This is a genomic window from Mycolicibacterium sp. XJ879, from assembly GCF_053483935.1.
This window is the reverse complement of record NZ_JBEFTH010000021.1, coordinates 1-25,054: the sequence shown is the minus strand read 5'-3', so window position 1 is coordinate 25,054 and position 25,054 is coordinate 1. Positions and strand designations below refer to the sequence as shown.

General features: G+C 65.7%; 17 protein-coding genes and 1 tRNA gene. 13 read left to right on the top strand and 5 right to left on the bottom strand.

The features are described 5' to 3' along the window. The first annotated feature begins 102 nt into the window (after positions 1-102). Genes ABQF13_RS25055 through ABQF13_RS25045 form a run of 3 tightly spaced genes read left to right on the top strand, consistent with a single transcriptional unit; the run spans position 103 to position 2,277 of the window. Positions 103-957 carry an Rv1363c family protein gene (locus ABQF13_RS25055; RefSeq protein WP_448395508.1) on the top strand — a complete coding sequence of 285 codons (855 nt, stop codon included), beginning with the start codon at positions 103-105 and terminating at the stop codon, positions 955-957. Then, entirely contained in the window at positions 954-1,571 is a 618-nt protein-coding gene (locus tag ABQF13_RS25050) for an Rv1363c family protein (protein WP_448395507.1), read from the top strand. The genes ABQF13_RS25055 and ABQF13_RS25050 overlap by 4 nt, the downstream gene beginning before the upstream one ends. 13 nt (positions 1,572-1,584) lie before the next feature. After that, complete coding sequence (locus tag ABQF13_RS25045) at positions 1,585-2,277, top strand: IspD/TarI family cytidylyltransferase (protein WP_448395506.1); 693 nt, start codon at positions 1,585-1,587, stop codon at positions 2,275-2,277. Here the strand turns inward: ABQF13_RS25045 and ABQF13_RS25040 are convergent. Continuing rightward, a complete protein-coding gene (locus ABQF13_RS25040) occupies positions 2,246-2,986 on the bottom strand; it encodes an IspD/TarI family cytidylyltransferase (RefSeq protein WP_448395505.1) in 741 nt (246 codons plus the stop codon). The genes ABQF13_RS25045 and ABQF13_RS25040 overlap by 32 nt on opposite strands. A 138-nt stretch (positions 2,987-3,124) precedes the next feature. Beyond that, positions 3,125-3,469 carry an AfsR/SARP family transcriptional regulator gene (locus tag ABQF13_RS25035; protein WP_448395504.1) on the bottom strand — a complete coding sequence of 115 codons (345 nt, stop codon included), beginning with the start codon at positions 3,467-3,469 and terminating at the stop codon, positions 3,125-3,127. Positions 3,470-3,645: 176 nt separating this feature from the next. Between ABQF13_RS25035 and ABQF13_RS25030 the strand changes: the two genes are divergently transcribed. Continuing rightward, on the top strand, positions 3,646-4,065 hold the full coding sequence (locus ABQF13_RS25030; protein WP_448395503.1) for a ChaB family protein: 420 nt from the start codon (positions 3,646-3,648) through the stop codon (positions 4,063-4,065). On the opposite strand, the gene ABQF13_RS25025 is transcribed toward ABQF13_RS25030, so the two are convergent. Further along, a complete protein-coding gene (locus ABQF13_RS25025) occupies positions 4,062-5,357 on the bottom strand; it encodes an MFS transporter (RefSeq protein WP_448395502.1) in 1,296 nt (431 codons plus the stop codon). The genes ABQF13_RS25030 and ABQF13_RS25025 overlap by 4 nt on opposite strands. A 330-nt stretch (positions 5,358-5,687) precedes the next feature. On the opposite strand from ABQF13_RS25025, the gene ABQF13_RS25020 reads away from it, so the two are divergent. The 4 genes from ABQF13_RS25020 (at position 5,688) to ABQF13_RS25005 (ending at position 18,073) form a co-directional block, all read left to right on the top strand. Continuing rightward, a complete protein-coding gene (locus ABQF13_RS25020) occupies positions 5,688-6,374 on the top strand; it encodes a MerR family transcriptional regulator (protein WP_448395501.1) in 687 nt (228 codons plus the stop codon). 619 nt (positions 6,375-6,993) lie between these two features. Continuing rightward, positions 6,994-16,233, top strand: coding sequence for a fatty acid synthase subunit beta domain-containing protein (locus tag ABQF13_RS25015; RefSeq protein ID WP_448395500.1), 9,240 nt, complete (start codon positions 6,994-6,996; stop codon positions 16,231-16,233). Positions 16,234-16,248: 15 nt separating this feature from the next. Next, positions 16,249-16,641 (top strand): holo-ACP synthase AcpS, encoded by a 393-nt coding sequence (gene acpS, locus ABQF13_RS25010; RefSeq protein ID WP_448395499.1) that lies wholly within the window; start codon positions 16,249-16,251, stop codon positions 16,639-16,641. Positions 16,642-16,726: 85 nt separating this feature from the next. Continuing rightward, on the top strand, positions 16,727-18,073 hold the full coding sequence (locus tag ABQF13_RS25005; protein ID WP_448395498.1) for a dipeptidase: 1,347 nt from the start codon (positions 16,727-16,729) through the stop codon (positions 18,071-18,073). On the opposite strand, the gene bcp is transcribed toward ABQF13_RS25005, so the two are convergent. After that, positions 18,050-18,523: a thioredoxin-dependent thiol peroxidase gene (gene bcp / locus ABQF13_RS25000; RefSeq protein WP_448395497.1), complete on the bottom strand. Its 474-nt coding sequence runs from the start codon at positions 18,521-18,523 to the stop codon at positions 18,050-18,052. The two genes, ABQF13_RS25005 and bcp, sit on opposite strands and share 24 nt — an antisense overlap. 114 nt (positions 18,524-18,637) lie before the next feature. On the opposite strand from bcp, the gene ABQF13_RS24995 reads away from it, so the two are divergent. Further along, a complete protein-coding gene (locus ABQF13_RS24995) occupies positions 18,638-18,865 on the top strand; it encodes a DUF3618 domain-containing protein (protein WP_448395496.1) in 228 nt (75 codons plus the stop codon). Positions 18,866-19,425: 560 nt separating this feature from the next. On the opposite strand, the gene ABQF13_RS24990 is transcribed toward ABQF13_RS24995, so the two are convergent. After that, positions 19,426-19,498 (bottom strand) — tRNA-Lys (locus ABQF13_RS24990). Positions 19,499-19,657: 159 nt separating this feature from the next. Between ABQF13_RS24990 and ABQF13_RS24985 the strand changes: the two genes are divergently transcribed. From ABQF13_RS24985 to ABQF13_RS24970, 4 genes are all read left to right on the top strand, one after another. Beyond that, positions 19,658-20,878 carry a L,D-transpeptidase gene (locus tag ABQF13_RS24985; RefSeq protein ID WP_448395495.1) on the top strand — a complete coding sequence of 407 codons (1,221 nt, stop codon included), beginning with the start codon at positions 19,658-19,660 and terminating at the stop codon, positions 20,876-20,878. A gap of 222 nt (positions 20,879-21,100) precedes the next feature. Beyond that, complete coding sequence (locus ABQF13_RS24980) at positions 21,101-22,255, top strand: site-specific integrase (RefSeq protein ID WP_448395494.1); 1,155 nt, start codon at positions 21,101-21,103, stop codon at positions 22,253-22,255. A 245-nt stretch (positions 22,256-22,500) separates the two neighbouring features. After that, complete coding sequence (locus tag ABQF13_RS24975; protein ID WP_448395493.1) at positions 22,501-22,713, top strand: helix-turn-helix domain-containing protein; 213 nt, start codon at positions 22,501-22,503, stop codon at positions 22,711-22,713. Beyond that, positions 22,710-23,981: a hypothetical protein gene (locus ABQF13_RS24970; protein WP_448395492.1), complete on the top strand. Its 1,272-nt coding sequence runs from the start codon at positions 22,710-22,712 to the stop codon at positions 23,979-23,981. Before ABQF13_RS24975 ends, ABQF13_RS24970 begins: the two co-directional genes overlap by 4 nt. The last annotated feature ends 1,073 nt before the right edge of the window (positions 23,982-25,054 follow it).

The following is a 25,054-nucleotide window of genomic DNA, read 5'->3' as shown; positions in this document are numbered from 1 at the left end:
CCGTCTTGGTCGGGCTCTGTGGAGGGGGTATCGTCGCGGCGATACTCAGAACCGGATAACCGCATTCTCAGCAGTGGTGCGCCAAAGAACGAGGAGGTCGCCGTGCCGTCATTGAGACGCCGAAAGCCGGCGGGCGACACTGATGGTGTCGAGGAGCCGACGACCCCCGAGGGCGGATCGGAGACGGCCGAGGCGCTGACGCTGGCCGAGGAGGCAGAGGCGCAGGCGGCTGAGGCGGAGGCCGCCGCCGAGGCGGCGCGCGCCAGGGCACGGGCGATCCGGATGCGCCAGGAAGCCGAGGAGGCCAAAGCCGCCGAAGAGGCAAAGGCCGCCGAAGAGGCGAAGGCCGCCGAAGAGGCCGAAGCCGAAAAAACCGACTCCGACGAGGAGCCCGCTGAGGCCACCGTCGACGCCGCACCCGACGAACCCGGGGAAGCGCGAGCGCAGCCCGCCCGATCGCCTCGCCGCTGGGGCCGCATCCTCAAAGCGGTCGCGATGTCGTTGGCCATTCTCTGCACGGGTGCGCTGCTGGCCGCCAGCGGCTACATGGTGTGGCAGCACCGCGAGGCCAGCGACGTCCAGAAGTTGGAGGCGGAATACGCCGCAGCGGGCCGGCAGAGCGTTGTGACGTTGATGTCGCTGGACTTTAACAACGCCGAAGCCGACGTGCAGCGCATCATCGACAACTCGACCGGCCAATTCCGGACGGACTTCGAGGCCCAGGCGAAGGATTTCGTTCAGGTGGCCCAGGACTCGAAGGTGGTCACCGATGTCACGGTGAACTCGACCGCGGTTGAGACGATGAGCCAGGACTCGGCTGTGGTGCTGGTTGCCGCCACGTCGCGGGTGACCAACGCCGCAGGCGCCGAACAGGAGCCACGCGCGTGGCGGTTGTCGGTCGACCTGCAGCGGGACGGCGACCAAATCAAGATGTCGAAAGTCGAGTTCGTACCGTGACCGTGGATGAGACCAGCGAGGCCGTCGAGCTCACCGCGCCGACAAACGAGACCGCCGAGGACGCCGATGAGACCAGCGCGGACGCGAAGGTCGCCGAGCCCGGCCCGTTCCGGCGCTCGATGCGCGCCGTGCGACGCCATCTCGGCGTCATCCTCGTCGCCATCGCGCTCGTCGCGTCAGCGGGCGCGGCCGCGGGGATCTACTTCACCTTGTACCGGCCCATGCAGCAGACCGACGATGCGGCCGCCAACGTCATGTTGGAGGCCGCCAAGAACGGCACTGTCGCGATGCTGTCGTACTCGCCGGATAGCCTTGACGAGGATTTCGCGGCGGCGAAGTCGAATCTGACCGGTGAGTTCCTTTCGTACTACACGCAGTTCACCGACCAAATCGTCAGGCCGGCCGCCATGGAGAAGAACGTCAAGACGTCGGCGGCGGTGGTTCGAGCGGCGGTCGCCGAAATGCAGCCGGATTCCGCTGAAGTGCTGGTGTTCGTCAACCAGGTGACGACCAGCAAGGAGAACCCCGACGGCGCGTTCGCCGCCAGCAGCGTCAAGGTCGGCATGGAAAAGATCGACGGGCGCTGGCTGATCGCGCAGTTCGACCCGGTCTAGGGGCACGGCGGCGGTGAAGCTTTCGGCGATTGTGCCGCTGCCGGATTCGGTCGCACAGAACGCCGCGTCCGCCTTTCTGCCGCTGGCCGGGCAGCCGCCCCTGGTGCGGATCGTGGCTGCCATGCTCGGCGCGGTCGCCGAACCGGCCCGGGTTGTGGTGGCGGCGGCCGAACCACTGGTCACTGACGTGCACGCCGCGCTTGCCGACAGCGGGCTTTCTGCGGTGGCAGTCGCCGCGGCCGGCGCGTCCGGCACCCGGGCGCAGTGTCTGAGCGCAGGGTTGGAATACCTTCAGGAGCATAAGCTTTCGACGACGCATGTGCTGGTCGGCGATATCCGGCAACCGCTGGTGTCGCCGGAGGTGCGCGACCGGGTGATCGCTGGCTTGGCAGACGGTGTCGTGGTGCCGACCCTGCCGGTCACCGACAGCGTCAAGGCCGTCGACGCAAGCGGTTCAGTGATCACCACGGTGGATCGGTCAACGCTGGCGGCCGCGCAATACCCGCGCGGCTTCGCCGTCGAGCAACTGGCTCAGCTACTCATCGGCCGCACAGCCGAGCACTTCGATGAGATCGAGGAGGCCGGCCGCGCCGGCGTGCCAATCACCGTCGTCGCCGGTGACCCCGACGGCTTCCGCGCTGCCCTGCCCGCCGACGCGGCGTTCCTCGAGGCCATCATCGCGAGCCGGCGACAGGATTCGAGCTGACCGGGCCTGCGAGAAGGCGTCCGGCGACAGCGATATCGCGGGCGTAGGTCACCTTGATATTGCGTTGTTCGCCGGTGAAGGTGCGCACCTCCAGGTCGGTGAACGCCTCGATGCACGACGACGTGTCGGTGCCTTCGAACCGCTGGCCGTCGGCAGCACGATAAGCCTGCAGCAGGGCAGCGGCCCGAAACGCCTGCGGCGTCTGGACCCGGACCAGCGTCTGGGTGCGGCGTGACACCTCGAGACGGCCGGCGGCGCTCACCGCGTCCGGCAGGGGCAGCGCCGGGACCGCGCCGCCGAACTCGCGGGCGACCGACACCGCGGTGACGAACATGTCGAGGCCTGCGACCGGACGGGCGGCGTCATGGATCAGCACCACGTCGATCGCCCCGGATTCGATGTCGGCGGCCAGGTAACGCAACACGTTGAACTCCGACGCGTGTCGGCTTGCCCCACCCTCGACGAACTCCACTGCGGCATTGGGTAGTTCATCCGTCACCGTGTGCTCGGCGAGGTTGCGTTCACCCTGCCGGTACACCAGCACAATCCGTGCAATGTCGGCTACGCGTGTCAGGGTGTCCAACGACCAGGCCACCATGGCGCGATCGGCCACCTGCAGGTAGGCCTTGTTGCCGTCGGCGCCGACCCGCGAACCCAGGCCAGCGGCCAGCACCACCGCAACGGCATAGGGCTCCGATGACGCACACATCCTCGTATCTTGGCACCGCGGTGCCTCAGTCTTCTGCGTGGCGGTCGTGATCCCACTGTTCGAGCCGGACCTGCAGGTCGTACAGGCCGATCGCGACCAGCGGCACGCCGAGCGCGACGCTGACCATCAGCACGGCGCTCACCGTTCCCTCGGATCGCCGGAGTGGATTTGGCGTCGAATCACCGGGCGGCCGGTGTGCACCGAGCGGATGGTGTTGCGCAGATGGTGTGACGTCGGCTTTTCGGCGCCGTGACCCAGCGTCTCGACGACGCTCATCCGCCACACGGCCGACCGCAGGCTCGCGACAGCCTTGCGGGTCTGCGTGTGCGGCCACAGCGTGGCGCGGACCCACAGCCGGTGCATCGGCCGGCGTTTCAACGCCAGCAGCGCGACGAGCCGTTGACAAGCCGGCGGCAGGTCCACAGTGCGGTCGGCGGTTTGCACGGCGAACCCACCGAGCAGGTGCAGTGCGTACTGGTCCACGTTCTGATCGTGAAACCGGTGGCTGGCGCGCACACGCGTAGTCCGCTACGCGTCTTTCGGCATGAGCCCTCGCTCGGTCACTTGGTTAGCACGTTTTAGTGGGCGAACGCCCGGGAACCCGATAGGCGGTCATTGGACGTAACACCAAGACGAGTAGTGCAGCGAGGAGGTCCATCATGCCGAAGACGACGAAGAGCGGAAGCGCTCGCAAGAGCGAGTTGCCGAGCACGCTGAAGAAGTCGGACGCCAAAGCGCAGCGCACCTTCGCCAAGGCGCACGACGCGGCGGTAAAGGAGTACGGCGAAGGTCAACGCGCCCACCGGGTCGCCTACAGCGCGCTCAAGCACAGCTACGAAAAGGTCGGCGACCACTGGGAACCGAAGTCCAAGAAGGGGCCGTCGGACCAGCGGGCGCGCAGTGGCGGACCCAACGCCAAGGGGAAGACCGCTGAGGGTGTGGATGCCAATGCATCTAAGAAGCACCTCGTGGATGTCGCGCGGCGCCTGGACATTTCGGGCCGCTCCAACATGAACAAGGACGAATTGGTCTCGGCCATCAAGAAGGCCAATCGGCGCTCGACGTCGCGCAACCGCTAGTCGCGGTCGGGCGGGTTCACGTCCAGCGTCTCGAGAAGCAGTCGTTGCCGCATCAGTTCGGGTGCGGCGCCTTGGAGTCCCATCAGGCGGCGGGCCTTACGCCGGGTGATCAGGATGCCGACGACGGCCATCACCCAGATCGCGTATTGGACGGTCCATGCGAGCCGGAACGATTCGAACGAGAAGCCCCCGGCAGCATCGAGGATGAGGCCCATCGTCTGCATCACCAACAGCGAGGCGGCGAACCCGCCCATGTTGACCATCCCCTGCGCGGTGCCCAAGGTGGCGCTCGGGTTGAACGTTCGCGCGAAGTCGAAGCCGACCATCGAACCCGGTCCGCCGACCGAGATCACGACCACCAACGTGATCAGCAACCATAGGGGTGCCCGGTCGGGCAGGGCCAGCACAATCGACCAGATCAGCGCGTTGCTGGCGATGATCACCAGCACCAGCCGGGAGCGCCGGTGGGGGTGCCGGCCGGTGAAGATCCCGATCGCGATCCCCGACCAGATGGCGGCGGCAACCGAGATCGTCAACAAAGCCCCCGCGGTGCCGGCAGAGACACCCTGGCCGACCGTGAGGTAGGGGACGCCCCACATCAGCGCGAAAACCGTCACCGAGAACTGCGTGCCCATATGGGTGAAGAAACCCAACCGGGTGCCCGGCCGTAACCACACGGTTTTCACGCTCGCCAGGGTTTCGACCACTGAGGCCGTCTCGACCTTGACGACGTTGCCGTGCGGGGTGTTCTTCACGAGCAGCAGCGTCAAGATGATCGACACCACGCCCAGCGCCGCCACCGAGGCGTAGGCCGTGGTCCACCCCTGTGCCTTGAGCAGCGCGAAGAACGGCACGGCGGAGAGCACTTGGCCCAGTTGCCCGCAGATGCCGGTCAGCTGGGTCACCAACGGGACCTGGCGCGGTTTGAACCAGTGAGGTACCAGCCGCAGCACCGAGATGAACGTGACGGCATCACCGAGACCGAGCACCGCCCGCGCCGCGATGGCGGCAGGCAGCGACTCGGTGAACGCCAGCGCGAACTGGCCTGAGGCCATCAGCGTGGCGCCCGCGATGATCAGGGTCTTGGAGCCGAAGCGGTCCAGCAGCACGCCGGCAGGGACCTGGGCACAGGCGTAGACGACCACCTGCAAGACGACGAACGTGGACAGTACGCTCGGGCTGGCCTGAAAACGGTTAACGGCTTCCAGGCCGGAAACACCCAACGTCGTGCGGTCCAGCACGGCGATGATGTATGCGAACAGTCCGGTGGCCCAGACGATCCAGGGACGCACAACGAACCTCGCTGACCCATCGATGTGATGTCTGCCCGGACCATCGTTGCGTAACGTCGCCTGTCCGCGCCAATCGCGCGGTGCGGAGCTCAGTTTCCCGGCCCGCCGCGAGGTATTTCGAAGTTGGCTGAAAGTTGAGCACCTGCACAGTGCGCAACCCATGGTGACGGCTAATTAATACTGCTATCTGCTCTGCAAACAACAGCTAGCAAAGAAGTCTGAGGTATGGCTGACTTCGCTCGCAGCTACCTAATCGCGGTTACAGTGGTCGCATGATTCGTGGTGGTGTCGAATCGGTGTGCACCCCGCGCGCGGCGGGGAGCGTACGGGTTGGCTGAGTACCGACTCGAAGAGCTTGCACGGATTTCAGGCGTCAGCGCCCGCAACATCCGCGCCTACCGCGAACGCGGCTTGCTCGATCCGCCGCGCCGAGTGGGACGATCGGCGTTCTACGACGACTACCACCTGTCGCAGTTGCGCACGATCAACCAGCTGCATCGTCGCGGTTACAACTCAGCGCACATCGCCGAATTCTTCACGAGCATGCGCCAAGGTGCGGATCTGGCCGACATCCTGGGCATTCAACGTGCCGTGCTCGGCCCGCCCGCCGCCGCCGCTGCCGATGAAGGCCGGTCCGACACGCCGGCCGCCATCGACATCGATCCCGACGGCGACGAGGCGCGGCGGCTGGTCGAATACGGACTGGCCCAGCTCATCGACGGCGCCGTCGTGCTCACCGATCTCACCATCGGCGACGTGATCGCCGGCAGCTCCGATCACCTTCCCTACGTTCGTGCGCTGCTGCGGATTTACGAAACGGCACGGCCCGCGATCGCCGGTATGGCAGACGAACTTGCCGCGGTGCTCGAGGAATGCGTGGCCGACCGGTTCGGCACCGAGACACCGGAGCCTCAGGAGATGAGCAGGGCGGTGCGGGATTACCGCGATATGTGGCGCCGGGTGGTGGCCAGTGAGCTGGACAAGGCGCTGCGACAACAGCAGAAGCCTCCCGCGTAGCAGGTCGCGAACTCCTACGAGCACGGCAAACAGGGCGCCGGGCGTTGCAGGGGGAGGTGCCGGCGCGGACATCAACCTCGTGCTCGAACCACCCGAGGGGCAAGGGGAGCAAAACCTTACCGAAGAGTAAGTAACTCCAGCAAACGATCTTCGGTGGCTGGCGTGACGAAGTGGGCAATTCCGGTCATGCTGTCGGCTTCGGCGGCTCCGATCCCACTGGTCGAGCGGGGTGGAAAATTCTTAGATAACGATTCGATAACAATACTGCCTTGATCAGGGGAATTGTCCTTACTCCACCGTAACCACCTACATGCAGGACGTTTGTCCCAGAAGCCTTCGGCCCGCGCAGAACCGCGCGTTACCGAAGTCACGGTTACTAAAGCGTAGAACTCGCCAGTAACCATTTCAGCGGCCAAAATTGCCACGTTCTTATGACACTCTTAGTACGGCTGGACAGGTCCGCGCGTACGGTCGCGGATTCGTCTGGCCAACAGACCCAGACCAGTCGGGATTCAACGCCGAATCGCAGAGCTGCGCCGACGCGCGACAGCCGCCGAAACACCCCGGCCGACGGCCACACACGACGAGCACTAACGCGGGACCGAGGAGACGACAAGACGTGACGATCAACGAGCAACGCGGGGCGCCCACCGACAGCAAGACGCAGGGCGCAGCCGTCCTTGCCGGTACGCACGCCCTCGTTGATCGGCTCAACGCCGGCGAACCCTATGCCGTGGCGTTCGGCGGTCAGGGCGGCTCCTGGCTGGAGAATCTCGAAGAGCTCGTCAGCTCGGCCGGTATCGAGTCCGAGCTGAGCGAGGTGGTCGGGGAGGCCGAGCTGCTGCTCGAACCGGTGGCCCGGGAGCTGGTCGTGGTGCGTCCCATCGGTTTCGAACCCATGAAGTGGGTGCGGGCGTTGGCCGCCGAAGAGCCGCTGCCCACCAACAAGCAGCTGATCACCGCCGCGATCTCGGGCCCCGGCATCCTGCTGACCCAGATGGCCGCCATTCGCGCGCTGACCCGTCAGGGTTTGGATCTGCACGGCAGCCCTCCGGTGGCGATGGCCGGGCACTCCCAGGGCCTGATGGCCTGTGAGTCGCTACGTGCCAACGGCGCCAGGGACGCCGAACTGTTGGCGCTGCTGCAGCTGATCGGCGCTGCGGGCTCGCTGATCTCGCGGCGCCGCGGCATGGTCGGCCGCGGGGACAAGTCGCCGATGGTGTCGGTGACCAACGTCGATCCCGACCGAATCGCCGAACTGCTCGAGGAGTTCTCCCAAGACGTTCGCACGGTGCTGCCGCCGGTGCTCTCCATCCGCAACGGCAGACGCTCGGTCGTCATCACCGGCACGCCAGAACAACTCGGCCGCTTCGAGCTGTACTGCGCGAAGATCACCGAGAAGGAAGAAGCCGAACGCAAGAGCAAGGTCCGCGGCGGCGCCGTGTTCTCACCGGTGTTCCACGGCGTGCAGGTCGAGGTGGGCTTCCACACGCCGCGGCTGGCCGACGGTGTCGAGCTCGTCGACCGCTGGGCCGCCAAGTGCGGAATTGACACCGAGTTGGCCCACGAGATGACCGAGTCGATCTTCGTGCGGCCCATCGACTGGGTGGCCGAAGTCGAGCGCCTGCACGACGCGGGGGCGAAGTGGATCGTCGACCTCGGCCCGAGCGACACCGCGACACGGGTGACCGCGCCGATCGTGCGGGGGCTCGGCATCGGTCTGGTGCCTGCGGCCACCCGGGTCGGTCAGCGCAACCTGTTCACCGTCGGCGCCGAACCCGAAGTGCCGCCGGCCTGGTCGAGCTTCGCGCCGAGCACCGTTTCGCTCCCCGACGGCTCGGTGAAGCTGTCGACGAAGTTCACCCGGTTGACCGGGCGCTCGCCCATCCTGCTCGCTGGCATGACGCCGACGACCGTCGACGCCAGAATCGTCGCCGCGGCCGCCAACGCCGGGCACTGGGCGGAGCTGGCCGGCGGCGGTCAGGTCACCGAGGAGATCTTCGAGGACCGCATCGCCGAGCTGACCGCCATGCTCGAGCCCGGCCGTGCCGTGCAGTTCAACTCCCTGTTTCTCGACCCGTACCTGTGGAAGCTGCAACTCGGCGGAAAGCGGTTGGTGCAGAGGGCTCGTCAGTCCGGTGCACCGATCGACGGTGTCGTCGTCAGCGCGGGTATCCCCGAACTCGCCGAAGCCGTCGAGCTGATCGACGAACTCAACAGCGTGGGCATCAGCCACGTGGTGTTCAAACCCGGCACCGTCGACCAGATCAAGTCGGTGATCAACATCGCCGCCGAGGTGCCCGGCAAGGACGTCATCGTGCACATCGAGGGCGGCCGCGCAGGCGGGCACCACTCGTGGGAAGACCTCGACGACCTGCTGCTGGACACCTACGCCGACCTGCGCAAGCGACCCAACATCACAGTCTGTGTCGGTGGTGGTATCGGCACCCCCGAGCGGGCCGCCGAATACTTGTCCGGGGACTGGGCCAAGGCCTACAACTTCCCGCCCATGCCCGTCGACGGCATCCTGGTCGGCACCGCGGCGATGGCGACGCTGGAGGCCACCACCTCTCCGGCGGTCAAGCAGATGCTCGTTGAGACGACCGGCACCGATCACTGGATCAGCGCCGGAAAAGCCCAGGGCGGCATGGCATCCTCGCGCAGCCAGCTCGGCGCCGACATTCACGAGATCGATAACGCGGCATCGCGCTGCGGCCGACTGCTCGACGAGGTCGCCGGTGACGCCGACGCAGTGGCGGCCCGACGCGACGAGCTGATCGCGGCGATGGCCGCCACCTGCAAGCCCTACTTCGGCGACGTTGGCGAGATGACCTATCTGCAGTGGCTTCAGCGCTACGTCGAGCTCACGGTCGGTGACGGCGACAGCACCGCCGACACTGCGGCACCGGGCAGCCCGTGGCTGGCCGACACCTGGCGCGACCGCTTCGCAGACATGCTGCACCGCGCCGAGGCCCGGTTGCATCCGCACGACTCCGGAACGATCGAAACGCTCTTCGATGATGCTGCGCTGCTGGAGGATCCGCAGCAGGCGATCGCCGCGCTGCTGGCGCACTACCCGGAGGCTGAGACGCTCAAGCTGCATCCCGCCGACGTGCCGTTCTTCATCACGCTGTGCAAGACCCCGGGTAAGCCGGTGAACTTCGTCCCCGTCATCGACAAGGACGTGCGGCGTTGGTGGCGCAGCGATTCGCTGTGGCAGGCGCACGACGCACGGTATGCGGCCGAGCAGGTGTGCATCATCCCGGGCACCCAGGCGGTGGCTGGCATCACCCGCGTCGACGAACCGGTGGGCGAACTGCTGGACCGCTTCGAGCAGGCCGCGATCGATCAGGCGCTCGCCACCGACGGTCACCCCGTACCGGTGGTGTCGCGCCGCTTCGCGCGCGCCGACATCAGCGGTCCGCTCGCGGTCGTGCTCGATTCGCCGGACGTGTTGTGGGCTGGGCGCACGGCGATCAACCCGGTGCACCGCATCGGCCCGCCCGAGGAGTGGCAGGTCAACGATGTACCCGGAAAGCCCAGCGCCACACACGCTTCCACGGGTGCGCGGCTCGAACTCGGCGCCGACGGCGTCACGCTGAGCGTTCCGCTCTCCGACATCTGGATCAACATCGGGTTCACGCTGCCGTCCTGCACGGTCAACGGTGGTATGCCGGTCGTGACCGTCGAGGACGCATCGGCGGCGATGCGTTCGGTTCTCGCGATCGCCGCGGGCGCGCGCACCCCCGATGCGCTGCCGCCGGTCGACGGCAACACCGCGACGGTGACTGTGGACTGGGACCCCGAACAGGTCGCCGACCACACCGGCGTCACCGCGACGTTCGGTGCGCCGTTGGCCCCGGGGCTCACGCTGGTGCCTGATGCGCTCGTGGGCCACTGCTGGCCTGCCGTGTTCGCGGTCATCGGCTCGGCCACCAGCGAGGACGGCTTCCCCGTCGTCGAAGGCCTGCTGAACCTCGTGCACCTCGACCACGCCGCGCACCTGCTCGCGCCGATGCCCAAGAACACGGCCGAATTAGCCGTCACCGCAACGGTTTCCGAGGCCTCAGACACCGAGTACGGGCGCGTCATCCCCGTCAGTGTCAGCATCGCCGACGGCGACGGCACCGTGCTGGCCCGACTGGAGGAGCGGTTCGCGATCCGCGGTCGCACCGGCGCGGCCGAACTCGCCGATCCACCGCGCGCCGGCGGCGCGATGACCGACAACGCGACTGACACGCCACGGCGCCGTCGTCGAGACGTCACCGTCGCCGCCCCGACCGACATGAGCGCGTTCGCGGTGGTCTCCGGTGACCACAACCCGATCCACACCGACCGGGCGGCGGCGTTGCTGGCCGGGCTGAAAACGCCGATCGTGCACGGGATGTGGCTCTCGGCGGCAGCCCAGCACGTGGTCACCGCCACCGACGGCAGGGCCACCCCGCCGGCCCGCCTGGTGGGCTGGACCTCACGCTTCTTGGGGATGGTGCTGCCCGGCGACGAGATCGAGTTCCGTGTCGACCGCGTCGGCATCGACCGTGGCGCCGAGGTGATCGAGGTCGCCGCACGTGTCGGCAACGAGCTGGTGATGTCGGCGACCGCTCAGCTGGCGGCGCCCAAGACCGTCTACGCCTTCCCCGGCCAGGGCATCCAGTCCAAGGGTATGGGCATGGAGGTGCGGGCACGTTCGAAGGCCGCCCGCAAGATCTGGGACAGTGCCGACAAATTCACCCGCGATGTCCTCGGCTTCTCGGTGCTTCATGTGGTGCGCGACAACCCGACCAGCCTGATCGCCTCCGGTGTGCACTACCACCATCCCGAGGGTGTGCTCTACCTGACCCAGTTCACCCAGGTCGCGATGGCGACCGTGGCCGCGGCCCAGGTCGCCGAGATGCGCGAGCAGGGCGCGTTCGTCGAAGGCGCGATCGCCTGTGGTCACTCGGTCGGTGAGTACACCGCGCTGGCGTGCGTCATCGGCGTGTACAAGCTCGAAGGCCTGCTGGAAGCGGTCTTTCACCGCGGCTCCAAGATGCACGACATCGTCCCGCGGGATGCGCAGGGCCGGTCGGACTACCGGATGGCGGCCATCCGGCCGTCCCAGATCGACCTCGACGACGCCGACGTCGGCACCTTCATCGACGAAATCTCGCAGCGCACAGGCGAATTCCTGCAGATCGTGAACTATAACCTGCGCGGTTCGCAGTATGCGATCGCCGGCACCGTCGCCGGCCTGGAGGCGCTGGAGGAGGAAGTCGAGAAGCGCCGCCAGATCACCGGCGGGAAGCGCTCCTTCATCCTTGTGCCCGGTATCGACGTGCCGTTCCACTCCTCGGTGCTGCGCATCGGCGTCAACGACTTCCGGCGCGCGCTGGAACGGGTGATGCCCGACGAGACGGATCCGGAACTTGTTGTCGGGCGCTATATCCCGAACCTGGTGCCGCGGCCGTTCACGCTCGATCGCGACTTCATCGAAGAGATCCGGGAACTGGTTCCGGCCGAACCGCTCGACGAGATCCTGGCCGACTACGACACCTGGCGTAACGAGCGGCCCGCGGAGTTGTGCCGCAAGGTCGTCATCGAGTTGCTGGCCTGGCAGTTCGCCAGCCCGGTGCGCTGGATCGAGACCCAGGACCTGCTGTTCATCGAGGAGGCAGCGGGCGGCCTCGGTGTCGAGCGGTTCGTCGAGATCGGCGTGAAGTCCGCACCGACTGTGGCTGGCCTGGCGCGGAACACGCTGAAGCTGCCCGAGTACTCGCACAACACCACCGAGGTACTCAACGCCGAGCGGGACGCCGCGGTGCTTTTCGCCACCGACACCGACCCCGAGCCGGAGGTCGAATTCGACGACGCACCGGCCCCCAAGGTCGAAGCGGTCGAGGCGGCTCCGGCCGCACCGGCACCCGCGGCACCCACAAGCCCTGGCGCACCGTCGGGCGGTCCGCGCCCCGACGACCTCGGTTACGACGCCGCCGACGCCACCATGGCGCTGATCGCGCTGTCGGCGAAGATGCGCGTCGACCAGATCGAGCCGCTGGACTCCATCGAGTCCATCACCGACGGCGCGTCGTCGCGACGCAACCAGCTGCTGGTGGACCTGGGTTCAGAGCTGAACCTCGGCGCCATCGACGGCGCGGGCGAAGCCGACCTGGCCGGGCTCAAGGGCCAGGTCACCAAACTGGCCCGCACCTACAAGCCGTTCGGCCCAGTGCTTTCCGATGCGATCAACGACCAGCTGCGCACCGTGCTCGGCCCGTCCGGGAAGCGTCCGGCCTACATCGCCGAGCGGGTCAAGAAGACCTGGGAACTCGGCGACGGCTGGGTCAAGCACGTCACGGTCGAGGTCGCGTTGGGCACCCGCGAGGGTTCCAGCGTGCGCGGCGGTGACCTCGGCGGCCTGCACGACGGCGCGCTCGCCGACGCGGCGACCGTCGACAAGGTGATCGACGCCGCCGTCGCCGCGGTGGGCGCACGCCAAGGTGTTGCGGTAACGCTGCCCGCGGCGGCCGCAGGCCCGGGAGGCGGCGTGGTCGACTCGGCCGCGCTGGGCGAGTTCGCCGCACAGGTGACGGGCCCCGACGGGGTGCTCGCCTCGACCGCTCGGCTGATCCTGAGCCAACTCGGGCTGGACACCCCGGTCAGCGTGCCGGAGACCACCGATGCCGAGCTGATCGATCTGGTCACCGCCGAGTTGGGCTCGGACTGGCCGCGGTTGGTGGCCCCGGTGTTCGACGGCCGCAAGGCGGTGCTGTTCGACGACCGCTGGGCCAGCGCGCGCGAGGATCTGGCCCAGCTGTGGCTGATGGACGACGATGAGGTCGACGCGGACTGGACGCGGCTCTCCGAGCGGTTCGAGGGCACCGGTCATATCGTCGGCAAGCAGGCCACCTGGTGGCAGGGCAAGGCACTGGCGGCGGGCCGCAACATCCACGCCTCGCTGTACGGCCGCGCCGCCGCAGGCGCCGAGAACCCCGGTAAGGGCCGCTACAACGACGAGGTCGCGGTGGTGACCGGTGCGTCGAAGGGGTCGATCGCCGCGTCCGTGGTCGCCAAACTCCTCGACGGCGGGGCGACGGTGATCGCCACGACCTCGAGGCTCGATGACGACCGGTTGGCGTTCTACCGCACGCTGTACCGCGACCACGCCCGGTTCGACGCCAAGCTGTGGGTGGTTCCCGCCAACATGGCGTCCTACACCGACATCGACGCGCTGGTCTCCTGGGTCGGCACTGAACAGACTGAAAGCCTTGGGCCGCAGTCGATTCACCTCAAGGATGCGTTGACACCGACGTTGTTGTTCCCGTTCGCGGCGCCGCGGGTGGCCGGCGACCTCTCCGACGCCGGATCGCGCGCCGAGATGGAGATGAAGGTGTTGCTGTGGGCGGTGCAGCGGCTGATCGGCGGGCTATCGCACGTCGGCGCCGAACGCGACGTGGCCGCGCGGTTGCACGTGGTGCTGCCCGGCTCGCCGAACCGCGGCATGTTCGGCGGCGACGGCGCGTACGGCGAGTCCAAGGCCTCGCTCGACGCTCTGGTTTCCCGCTGGAAGGCCGAAACATCGTGGGCACAACGGGTCTCGTTGGCGCACGCGCTGATCGGCTGGACCAAGGGCACCGGGCTGATGGGGCACAACGACGCGATCGTCGACGCCGTCGAAGAAGCCGGGGTGACCACCTACACCACCGAACAGATGGCGGCCATGCTGCTCGAGCTGTGCGGCATGGAGGCGAAGGTGGCCGCCGCACGTGAACCGCTGCAGGCCGACCTCACCGGTGGGCTGGCCGACGTCGAGCTCGATCTCGCGGAGCTCTCGGCCAAGGCTCGCGACGAGATGGTGTCGGAGTCGGCTGAGGAAGAGCCCGAAGAGCACGGAATGATCCGGGCCCTGCCGTCACCGCCGCGCGGTCATCGCCCGGCGCCGCCGCCGGCGTGGGACGACCTCGACGTCGACCCGGCCGATCTGGTGGTGATCGTCGGCGGCGCCGAGTTGGGCCCGTACGGCTCGTCTCGGACCCGCTACGAGATGGAGGTCGACAACGAGCTGTCGGCGGCCGGTGTGCTGGAGCTCGCGTGGACCACCGGCCTGGTCAAATGGGAGGACGATCCGACCCCCGGCTGGTACGACACCGAGACCGGTGACCTCGTCGACGAGGGCGAGCTGGTGGAGCGCTACCACGACGCTGTCGTCGAACGGGTGGGCATCCGCGAGTTCGTCGACGACGGCGCGATCGACCCCGATCACGCTGCACCGCTGCTGGTTTCGGTCTTTCTGGACAAGGACTTCACGTTCGTGGTGTCCAGCGAGGAAGAGGCCAGGGCGTTCGTACAGTTCGACCCCGAGCACACCGTCATCGCACCGGTGCCCGACAGCGCCGACTGGCAGGTCACCCGCAAGGCGGGCACCGAGATCCGGGTTCCGCGTAAGACCAAGCTGTCGCGCACCGTCGGCGCGCAGATCCCGACCGGGTTCAACCCGATGGTCTACGGCGTCAGCCAGGAGATGATGAACTCCATTGACCGGCTGGCGATCTGGAACCTCGTCACCACCGTCGACGCGTTCCTCTCGGCGGGGTTCACTCCGGCGGAACTGATGCGGTGGGTGCATCCCAGCCTGGTGGCCAGCACGCAGGGCACCGGTATGGGCGGTATGACGTCGATGCAGACGATGTACCACGGCAACCTGCTGGGCAGGAACAAGCCGAACGACATCCTGCAGGAAGTGCTGCCCAACGTGTACGCGGGCCACGTCGTGCAGTCCTACATCGGCAGCTACGGCGCGATGATCCACCCGGTCGGTGCGTGCGCCACCGCGGCCGTGTCGGTCGAGGAGGGCGTCGACAAGATCCGGTTGGGTAAGGCCGAGTTCGTCGTCGCCGGCGGATACGACGACCTGACGCTGGAAGCCATCATCGGCTTCGGGGATATGTCGGCCACCGCCGACACCGAGATGATGCGCGCCAAGGGCATCAGCGACTCGAAGTTCTCGCGGGCCAACGATCGGCGCCGGCTCGGGTTCGTCGAGGGGCAGGGCGGTGGCACCGTGCTGCTGGCCCGCGGCGACCTGGCGCTGAAGATGGGCCTGCCGGTGCTGGCGGTGGTGGGCTATGTGTCGTCCTTCGCCGACGGCGTGCACACATCGATCCCGGCCCCGGGTATGGGCGCGCTCAGCGCGGGCCGCGGCGGGCGCCAGTCCGAACTGGCGCGTTCGCTCGCCAAATTGGGCGTCGGCGCCGACGACATCGCCGTGGTGAGCAAGCACGACACCTCGACGCTGGCCAACGACCCCAACGAGACCGAGTTGCACGAACGGCTCGCCGACTCGTTGGGCCGCTCAGACGGCGCACCGCTGTTCGTGGTGTCGCAGAAAAGCCTGACCGGCCACTCCAAGGGCGGCGCCGCGGCGTTCCAGATCATGGGCCTGTGCCAGATCCTGCGCGACGGGGTGATCCCGCCCAACCGCAGCCTGGACTGCGTCGACGACGAACTCGCCGGCGCCGCGCACCTGGTCTGGCTCCGCGACACCCTGCGGTTCGGTGAAAAGTTCCCGCTGAAGGCCGGTTTGGTGACCAGCCTCGGCTTCGGACACGTGTCGGGTCTGGTGGCGCTGGTGCATCCGCAGGCGTTCCTCGCCGCGCTGAGCCCGGCTCAGCGTGCGGACTACCGCGAGCGTGCCAACGCTCGGGTGCTGGCGGGCCAACTGCGGTTGGCGTCGGCGATCGCGGGCGGTCCGGCGCTGTACGAGAAACCGGCCGACCGCCGGTTCGCCGCCGACGCGCCCGAGAAGCGGCAGGAAGCCGAGATGCTGCTCAACCCGGCGTCGCGGCTCGGCGATGGCGACGTGTATGTGGCACCGACATCGTGAGATAACGTCGCGCCCATGGCAATAGTCGGGGTGGGGATCGACCTGGTGTCCATCCCCGAGTTCGCCGAGCAGGTCGACCAGCCGGGCACGGTGTTCGCCGAGACGTTCACGCCGGGTGAGCGCCGCGACGCCGCCGACAAGAGTTCGTCGGCGGCGCGACATCTGGCCGCGCGCTGGGCGGCCAAGGAGGCCGTCATCAAGGCGTGGTCGGGGTCGCGGTTCGCCAAGCGGCCGGTGCTGCCCGAGGGTATCCACCGCGACATCGAGGTCATCACCGACATGTGGGGCCGGCCCAAGGTCCGGCTCACCGGGGCGATCGCCGAACATCTCAAGGAAGTGACGATCCATCTGTCGCTGACCCACGAGGCCGACACCGCCGCGGCGGTCGCGATCCTCGAGGAGCGCTGAGCCCCCTGGCGCGAGATTGCATTTTTGCAGAGAAAGTGCGAGAGCGCGCCTGCCGGAGTACGGTTTCGCGGCTAGCGTCGTCGCCATGAGCGATCTGGTGCAACGCGTGCGTGAAGTGCTGTCGTCGGTACGGCGCGATCTCGACGACCTGGTGCGCATCGAGTCGGTATGGGCCGACCCGGCCCGCCGTCCGCAGGTGCACCGCAGCGCGGACGCGGTGGCGAAGCTGCTGTCGGACGCGGGGTTCGGCGATATCCAGATCGTCAGCGAGGGCGGCGCGCCTGCCGTCATCGCACGTCATCCGGCGCCGCCGGGAGCGCCGACCGTGCTGCTGTACGCCCACCACGACGTCCAGCCCGAGGGCGACCACACCCAGTGGAACACGCCGCCGTTCGAGCCGACCGAGCGCGACGGCCGACTCTACGGCCGGGGCACCGCTGATGACAAGGCGGGGATCGCAACGCATTTGGCGGCGTTTCGCGCCCACGGCGGTAACCCGCCGGTCGGGGTGACGGTGTTCGTCGAAGGCGAGGAAGAATCCGGCTCGCCGTCACTGTCGCGGTTGCTGGCAGCACACCGCGAGACGCTGGCCGCCGATGTCATCGTCATCGCCGATTCCGACAACTGGAGCACCGAGGTGCCGTCGCTGACGGTCTCGCTGCGCGGCCTCGTCGACTGCGTCGTCGAGGTGGCCACCCTCGATCACGGCCTGCATTCCGGGCTGTGGGGCGGTGTGGTGCCCGATGCGCTGAGCGTATTGGTGCGGTTGTTGGCGAGCCTGCACGACGACGGCGGCAACGTCGCGGTCGCCGGACTGCATGAGGCCACCGCGTTCGACGTCGACTATCCACCCGAGAGGGTGCGCGAGGAGACCGGCCTACTCGATGGTGTCTCCGAGATCGGTTCCGGCTCTGCGCCGCAACGGCTATGGGCCAAGCCGGCGATTACGGTGATCGGGATCGACACGACGTCGATCGACAAATCGTCGAACACCCTGATCCCGCGGGCCAAAGCGAAGATCAGCATGCGGGTGGCCCCCGGCGGTGACGCCGGCGCACATCTAGAAGCCCTGACGCGGCACCTCGAAGAGAACGCGCCGTGGGGCGCGCAGGTGACCATCACGCCCGGCGATCTGGGCCAGCCGTACGCGATCGATGCCAGCGGCCCGGTCTACGATGCCGCGCGCGCCGCGTTTAGGGAGGCGTGGGGCGCTGAAGCCGTCGACACCGGAGTGGGCGGCTCGATACCGTTCATCGCGGAGTTCGCCGAGGCATTCCCGGACGCGACGATTCTCGTCACCGGCGTGGAAGACCCTGCGACACAAGCGCACAGCGTCAACGAGAGCCTGCACCTGGGGGTGCTGGAACGCGCGGCCACCGCCGAGGCGCTGCTGTTGGCGAAACTGGGCTCAGACCGACAGGTCGCGTCGTAGCTTCGCGACGTGACCGGTAGCGCGCACGTTGTACTGCGCCGCCCCGATGTTGCCCTTCTCGTCGACGAGGAAAGTTGAGCGGATCACGCCCTGAACGGTCTTGCCGTACATGGTTTTCTCGCCGAAGGCACCCCATGCCGTGAGCACCCTGCGGTCGGGATCCGACAGCAGCGGGAAGGTCAGCTTTTGCGCGTCGCGAAACTTCGCCAGCTTCTCCGGCTTATCCGGTGAGATGCCGATGACCTCGATGCCGGCGTCGTTCAGCTCGCTGAGATTGTCGCGGAAATCGCAGGCTTGTTTGGTGCAACCGGGCGTCGAGGCGGCCGGGTAGAAGTAGACGACGACCTTGCGGCCCCGGTAGTCGCTGAGCTTGACGGTGTTGCCGTCGGCATCCGGCAGGCTGAACGCGGGGGCTTTGTCGCCGACCTCGAGTCGCGGTGTCTGTGCCACGCCTGAGCATCCCTTCTTGTTGACCGGTGCGCTGCGGTGAGCGCGGGCTGCTCTAGGGTAGATCGACAGGCTCCGCAGCGGAGTGGCGACTTCTCAGGCGGCTTGGAGGCGCAAGTGGCAGACCGCGATCCCGACACCATCAAGCGGGACATCGATCAGGCACGTGATCAGTTGGCGTCGACCGTGGACATTCTGGCCGAACGGGCCAACCCCAGCAGGCTGGCCGAGGATCTCAAGGCCGGTGTCGTGCGGTTCGTCAAGAAGCCGGCTGTGGCGATGTCGCTGGCCGGGGTGGGTGCGTTGCTGCTCGTACTGACCGTGCGGCGGATCAAGCACGGCTGACGCCGTCAGCCCCGGCGACGCGCGGAGCGGAACCAGTCGGCGAAGGAAAAGGTCGGCGGATTGGCGACCCGGCCAATGCGACTGCAGTTGTACACCGCGATGGGGCCGTCCGCAGCTACCTCATCGCCAGCATGCGAACCCCCGGCTCCAGCCGTAAGCGATCCGCTCATCTGCGACATCAGCTAATTCCCCGTCCCTTTGTGCAACTTGCTCACCTGCGGTCCGCGAACCTGTGGTCAGCTAACCGAAACTGTAGCAGACACATCCACCTTCTAGCAGCTTAAAACCTGGAATTTGGGCGGCGACCACGTTCGCTCCGCAACTCATATGCGCGGCGTGTGATTCCTGCCATAACTTTGCTTATGCCATCGCCAGCACACAGCCTTCGGTTGACCTGCCAATCGGGTGAAGTAATTTACGTCTGCGTCATCCGCAACGACTTGGCCAGCCCAGGTCACGCGACCGAAGGGGCCCAGGGGGGGTCGGCGCAGGGCCGGAGTGAAGGCGTCGCCCCGCCTAGCGGGGCGCGCCATGAAAGTCGACAGATCGACCGTGATGGGTGCGCCGTCAGGGTTTCGAACCCCGGACCCGCTGATTAAGAGTCAGCTGCTCTACCAACTGAGCTAACGGCGCTGCGTGTGCGACAATAACAGGCGCTCTGGCGCAGGGTGAAATCCCGGGCGCAGACGGTCACAGGCGAGCCCGTCGAGGCGACCCGTAGTCGAATTTGCCCCGTACACTGTTGCAAAAGAAGCGTTGCTCGGTTGTTCCTGTTTGCGAGGTGGAAAGAGAATGTGGCAGGTCCCGACGGTGACCCGTCCGCGTCGACGTCGTGCATGGCTGACAGCCATTGCCCTTGTCCCCGTGGTCGCGTTGGGGCTGTCTGCGTGCAGCAGCAACTCCGCGCCGCCGGAGCCCCAGGTGATCGACGACAAGGGCACCCCGTTCGGGGATTTGCTCATCCCCAAGTTGGTGTCCTCGGTCAAGGACGGCGCAGTGGGGGTCAGCGTCGACGCCCCGGTGACGGTCAGCGCGGAGTCCGGTGTGCTCGGCTCGGTCACGATGGTGAACGAAAACGGTCGCGTCGTGGACGGCAAGCTGAGCCCCGACGGACTGACCTGGTCGACCACCGAGCCGCTGGGCTACAACAAGCGCTACACGCTGACCGCGGAGTCGATGGGCCTCGGCGGCGCGACCAGCAGGCAGATGACGTTCGAAACGCACTCGCCGGAGAACCTGACGATGCCCTACGTGGTGCCCAGCGACGGTGAGGTCGTGGGCGTCGGTCAGCCGGTCGCGATCCGGTTCGACGAGAACATCCCGAACCGGCTGGCCGCCCAGCGGGCGATCGAGATCAAGACCACGCCGCACGTCGACGGCGCCTTCTACTGGTTGAACAACCGCGAGGTCCGTTGGCGCCCAGCCCATTACTGGAAGCCCGGTACGACGGTGGATGTTTCGGTCAACACCTACGGGGTGGACCTGGGTGACGGGTTGTTCGGGCAGGAGAACGTCTCCACGCACTTCACGATCGGCGACGAGGTCATCTCCACGATCGACGACAACACCAAGACGATGACGGTCAAGCGCAACGGCGAGGTCATCAAGACGATGCCGGTGTCGATGGGCAAGAACAGCACACCCACCAACAACGGCACCTACATCGTCGGCGAGAAGCGCGCCCACATGGTGATGGACTCGTCGACCTACGGCGTGCCGGTCAATTCGCCCAACGGATACCGCACCGAGGTGGACTGGGCCACCCAGATCTCCTACAGCGGCATCTACGTGCACGCGGCGCCGTGGTCGGTGGGCAGCCAGGGCCACAGCAACGTCAGCCACGGCTGCGTCAACGTCAGCACCAGCAACGGGCAGTGGTACTACAACAACTCCAAGCGCGGCGACGTCGTCGAGGTCGTCAACACGGTTGGGTCGACGCTGCCGGGCACCGACGGCCTCGGGGACTGGAACATCCCGTGGGAGACGTGGAAGGCCGGCAACGCCAACATCTGAGCCGAAAAAAGGTCAGGGAGCGGAAATCCGCTCCCTGACCCGTCGGGGTGGCTGACGGGACTCGAACCCGCGACAGCCAGGATCACAACCTGGTGGCTGAGAGGCCATGTATGAGCAGTGTAGAGGCCATTTACTGTCAGACCTTTTGCAACGTTGATGGGGACAGGACTCCCTGGTCGTAGACAGAAATGGACTCGTTAGCGTTGCATTAAGGTTGCAAACGTGGCTACACAGAAGACAGCCAGGAGACGGAGTTTTGGCACCCTGCGCACCATGCGAAGTGGACGTGTCCAAGCGTCCTACATGTACGACGACGGCAAGCGGTACTACGCCACACACACGTACGACAACCGCACCGACGCCGAGGGTTGGTTGGCCAACGAACGCAAGCTGATCGAGTTAGGGGAGTGGTCGCCACCTGAGTCTAGGGCGGCACTCAAAGCTGTAGCCGGGGTAACGCTGCGGGAGTACTCCGACCAGTGGGTGAAACACCGAGACCTGACGCCGAAGACCCACGCCCTGTATACACGGCTTCTCAAGACGCGGATCCTGCCCGAACTGGGCGACGAGATCCTGAGGGCCATCACACCGGCACGAGTGCGGGCATGGTGGATCGGATTAGGGAAGTCCACGCCGACGAGCAACACGCACGCCTACCAGCTTCTCAAGGCCATCTACAACACCGCAGTCGAGGACAAGGCTGTGACGGAGAATCCGTGCCAGATCAAGTCGGCTGGAAAGCCACCGAAACCGCGTGACGTTAAACCGTTGACTCCGGCTGAGTTGGATATGGTAGCCGAGTCAGCGCCGGAGGCATATCGGGTGGCTGTGCTGGTCGCTGCGTGGTGTGGGCTGCGTTTTGGCGAGTTGATCGAGCTGCGACGCAAGGATGTTCACACCGAGGGCGACCGGATCATACTCAGGATTCGGAGAGCTGCTACAAGGGTCGGCAACAACCTGGTGGTTGGACCTCCGAAGACTGATGCCGGTATTCGTGACGTGACTGTGCCGCCGCACATCGCCGAGCAGCTGCACGAGCACATCGGGAAGCATACGGGCAGAGGCCCGGAGGCGTTTGTGTTCACCACTACACGAGGCAAGCGGTTGTCCACGACGGCGTTCACGAAGGCCGTCAAGGCGGGTTTCGCTGCGGTTGGCAAGCCAGAGATGCGCGTCCACGATTTGCGACATGTGGGGGCGACGTTGGCGGCGCAGGCCGGGGCGACAACCAAAGAATTGATGCGGCGGTTGGGTCATACGACGCCCGGCATGGCGATGCGGTATCAAATTGCAGCGCAGGAGCGCGACGTCAAGATCGCGGAGGCCATGTCAAAGTTGGTGGCTCCTAGTCAGGGGGTAGATCGGAGCCAGGATTAAGCCCTGAGCGAACAAAACTATCTTTAACTCTACAGGGAACTCTACAGACTTCGCAGACCTTCGCGAAGCGAAGTCCCAGGCCACGACTGCGCAGACGTACCGAAGTCTACAGTGAACTCTACAGAATCTTCACAGAACCACCTGCGCCACAACGGGTTTCGTTCGATGCAGCCTGCTGGCGTCGCAGCTAGCGTGGGTTCTTGGTAGCTCGTCCTGGGCTACCCAGATCCTGAGAGGAGCTACCAGTGCGTTCACGCTCGAATCCCGACTACACACGTACACTTCCACCGTCTCCGTCGATTCGACAGGCTGCGAATTGGCTTGGCGTGGACCAGAAGACGATCCGTCGCTATATCGCGTCTGGACTCCTGAAAGCCTCAAGGGTAGGCCCGCGACTGATTCGCATCGACCGTGAGTCGTTGCTCAAGCTTGGCAAGCCGATCGGCAACTGGGTGTGATCACGTTGAGAAGCAGTATATTCGACAACCCTGTGATTGGTGATCATGAGTCACTCACTTTTGGCTGGACGCCTGAACAGCTAAACCCCATCATCGAGTTGCTTGCTCCGCACTTGCCAACCGGACTGACCAGAAGGATGACACGAGCCGTCGCGAGCGTTGCTCGGTCAATTGTTCACGCGCACAAGCTGAGCGGCGACGGTGTCCACTACTCACGGAAGACGGACTTCTACAACAAGCCACATCGATACAGACCTGGTGATCCGCTCTACTCACATCACTTCGTGACGAAGTCAATGAGAATTCTCGAAAGCCAAGGGCTGGTGACCACCTGCCCCGGTTACCACATCAAGTACGGGCCTGGATATCAGTCGGTTGCTTGGGCTACAGGCAAGCTAGTGGGGTTGGTCGGTGATGTGGTGGACGTCTGTGAAGAGCGCGGCCTTCCGCAGCAGTTTGAGACGATTGTTCTGAGGGATGAGAATAAGCGTGACATCGACTACGCCGACGATGAAGCAACTGTTCGTATGAGAGCCGAACTTGAGATCATCAACAAGCACCTGTGTGAGTCTGAGTTGCTGCTGGCTGGCGAAAACATCGAAATCGTGAGAGGCAGAAGGATCTTCAACGTAACCTTCGACAGGGGTGGGCGGTTCTATGTTTTCGGGGAGTCGTTCCAGATGACTCCATCCGAGAACCGGTCGATGTTGGAGCTTGTGGTGGGCGGCGAACGACGTCCGGTAGTCGAGGTCGATTACTCCACCCTTCACCCGATGATGGCCTACACCGAAGCTGGAATCTCGGTGCCTGATGACGATCTCTACAAAATCGATCGCTTTCATCGCGATCTCGTGAAGCGCGGGGTGAACGTGCTGTTGAACGCCAAAACAAGAACCAAAGCGATCAACGCATTGATCGAGGACCTCGGGCGCGACAACGAGCTGCGGCGATTGTCTGGGGCTGCGTCCAAGTACCGGAATGACTGTCGAGCGGTCGTTGTGCCGTTGGTTGAGGCTCTCGAGACTAAGCATGCGCCCATCCGAGAGTTCTTTGGTTCCGATTGTGGGGCAAGGTATCAGCGTCTCGACTCCGATATGGCTGTGGAGGTGATGCTCCGTATGATTGAGCAGACGGGACGGTGTCCCCTTCCGATCCACGATTCATTCCTGGTGTCGGACCTCGATCTCCAACACCTTGAGAAGACGATGACGGACGTAGCCGATGCACGGTCTCTGCCTGTCCGGTTGAAGGTCACTCCAGCTCGGTGAAGCGAGTTGCCTATACCTCGGTGCTCACACCCTTCTTCCGACCGGGGAAGCTATGACAGCTACTCCACCACACAAGATGGCCAGCAGACGTGCTGGTTCATCCGACTGCCATCCTTCACCCTTCTATCCAAGAACTTCTCCCCCCTTCTCCCAGAAGAAACACTCTTCTTTCACTCCCCTTCCCTCCTTCCCCTTCCATATGGGGGAAACTTTTGGTGCGCGGCAACGTGAGGACATCGCGTGTCGTCTGCGGCGTGTCCTGGAAGTACAGGTGCGAACCGTCACCTACGCGCAAAGTTGGCTACTCATGAACGTGGGCACGCACCGAAAAGCACACTGGTCGAACAGATACCGCAAGAAACGCGGACTTGCTCCGGTTTGAGAAGCAGGCGACCCCGATGGCATGCTCCTCCCATCAGAGCGAGAGCACACACGGAAAGTCAACACGGTGCGAATCGGCCCGAGCAAGCGCGAAGGCAAGGGCTGCGCGTGCTGCCGGTGGGTCACGATGAAGCCAAGCGTTGGTGATCGCGTACGCATTGGGCGCGATGAACATCTTCGTCCATCGAAGGGCACTTGGCCGCGGTTCCGTGGCCGCGAAGGGACCGTGGTTGAGGTCAACACAGACTCCAAGTGGCCTCACTTGACCGAGTACGGAGTCGTCTTTGGCAGGGTTCGACCACGTGCCAACCATCCGCATCTGCGCAAGTGGTCAGGCGACGAGCCGAGTACAAGGTGTACGAGATCAGCGTCCTGGACCCCCAGCGCCACACTGAGCCACTTTCTTGCCAGGCCCGATAGAGATGTACCCGCGAAGGAGCCACGCCTGCGACAACATTGGATTCCAAACAGTGAAGCTTTAACGCCTTGGATCTCGCAGCCGCTGAAGACGTCGTTGGAGGAACGGTCCTTTACCCCTCCATGGCGTCATCGAGAGATTTCGCCTTCAATACTTGCCGAGAGCGAGCGAGGGGGCATTATGCGCGCGGCCATTCAATCCGTCGTGCGTAGGTGCGCATGGCGGAGCACATAAATCTCGTCCAGACTGAACGCAGATCGTTGCACCCATTTCC

Excerpts from the sequence above, each read along its gene's own strand:
- ABQF13_RS25040 (WP_448395505.1), bottom strand. The coding sequence starts at position 2,986 with ATGTGTGCGTCATCGGAGCCCTATGCCGTTGCGGTGGTGCTGGCCGCT.
- ABQF13_RS25030 (WP_448395503.1), top strand. The coding sequence starts at position 3,646 with ATGCCGAAGACGACGAAGAGCGGAAGCGCTCGCAAGAGCGAGTTGCCG.
- acpS (WP_448395499.1), top strand. The coding sequence starts at position 16,249 with ATGGCAATAGTCGGGGTGGGGATCGACCTGGTGTCCATCCCCGAGTTC.
- ABQF13_RS25005 (WP_448395498.1), top strand. The coding sequence starts at position 16,727 with ATGAGCGATCTGGTGCAACGCGTGCGTGAAGTGCTGTCGTCGGTACGG.
- ABQF13_RS24985 (WP_448395495.1), top strand. The coding sequence starts at position 19,658 with ATGTGGCAGGTCCCGACGGTGACCCGTCCGCGTCGACGTCGTGCATGG.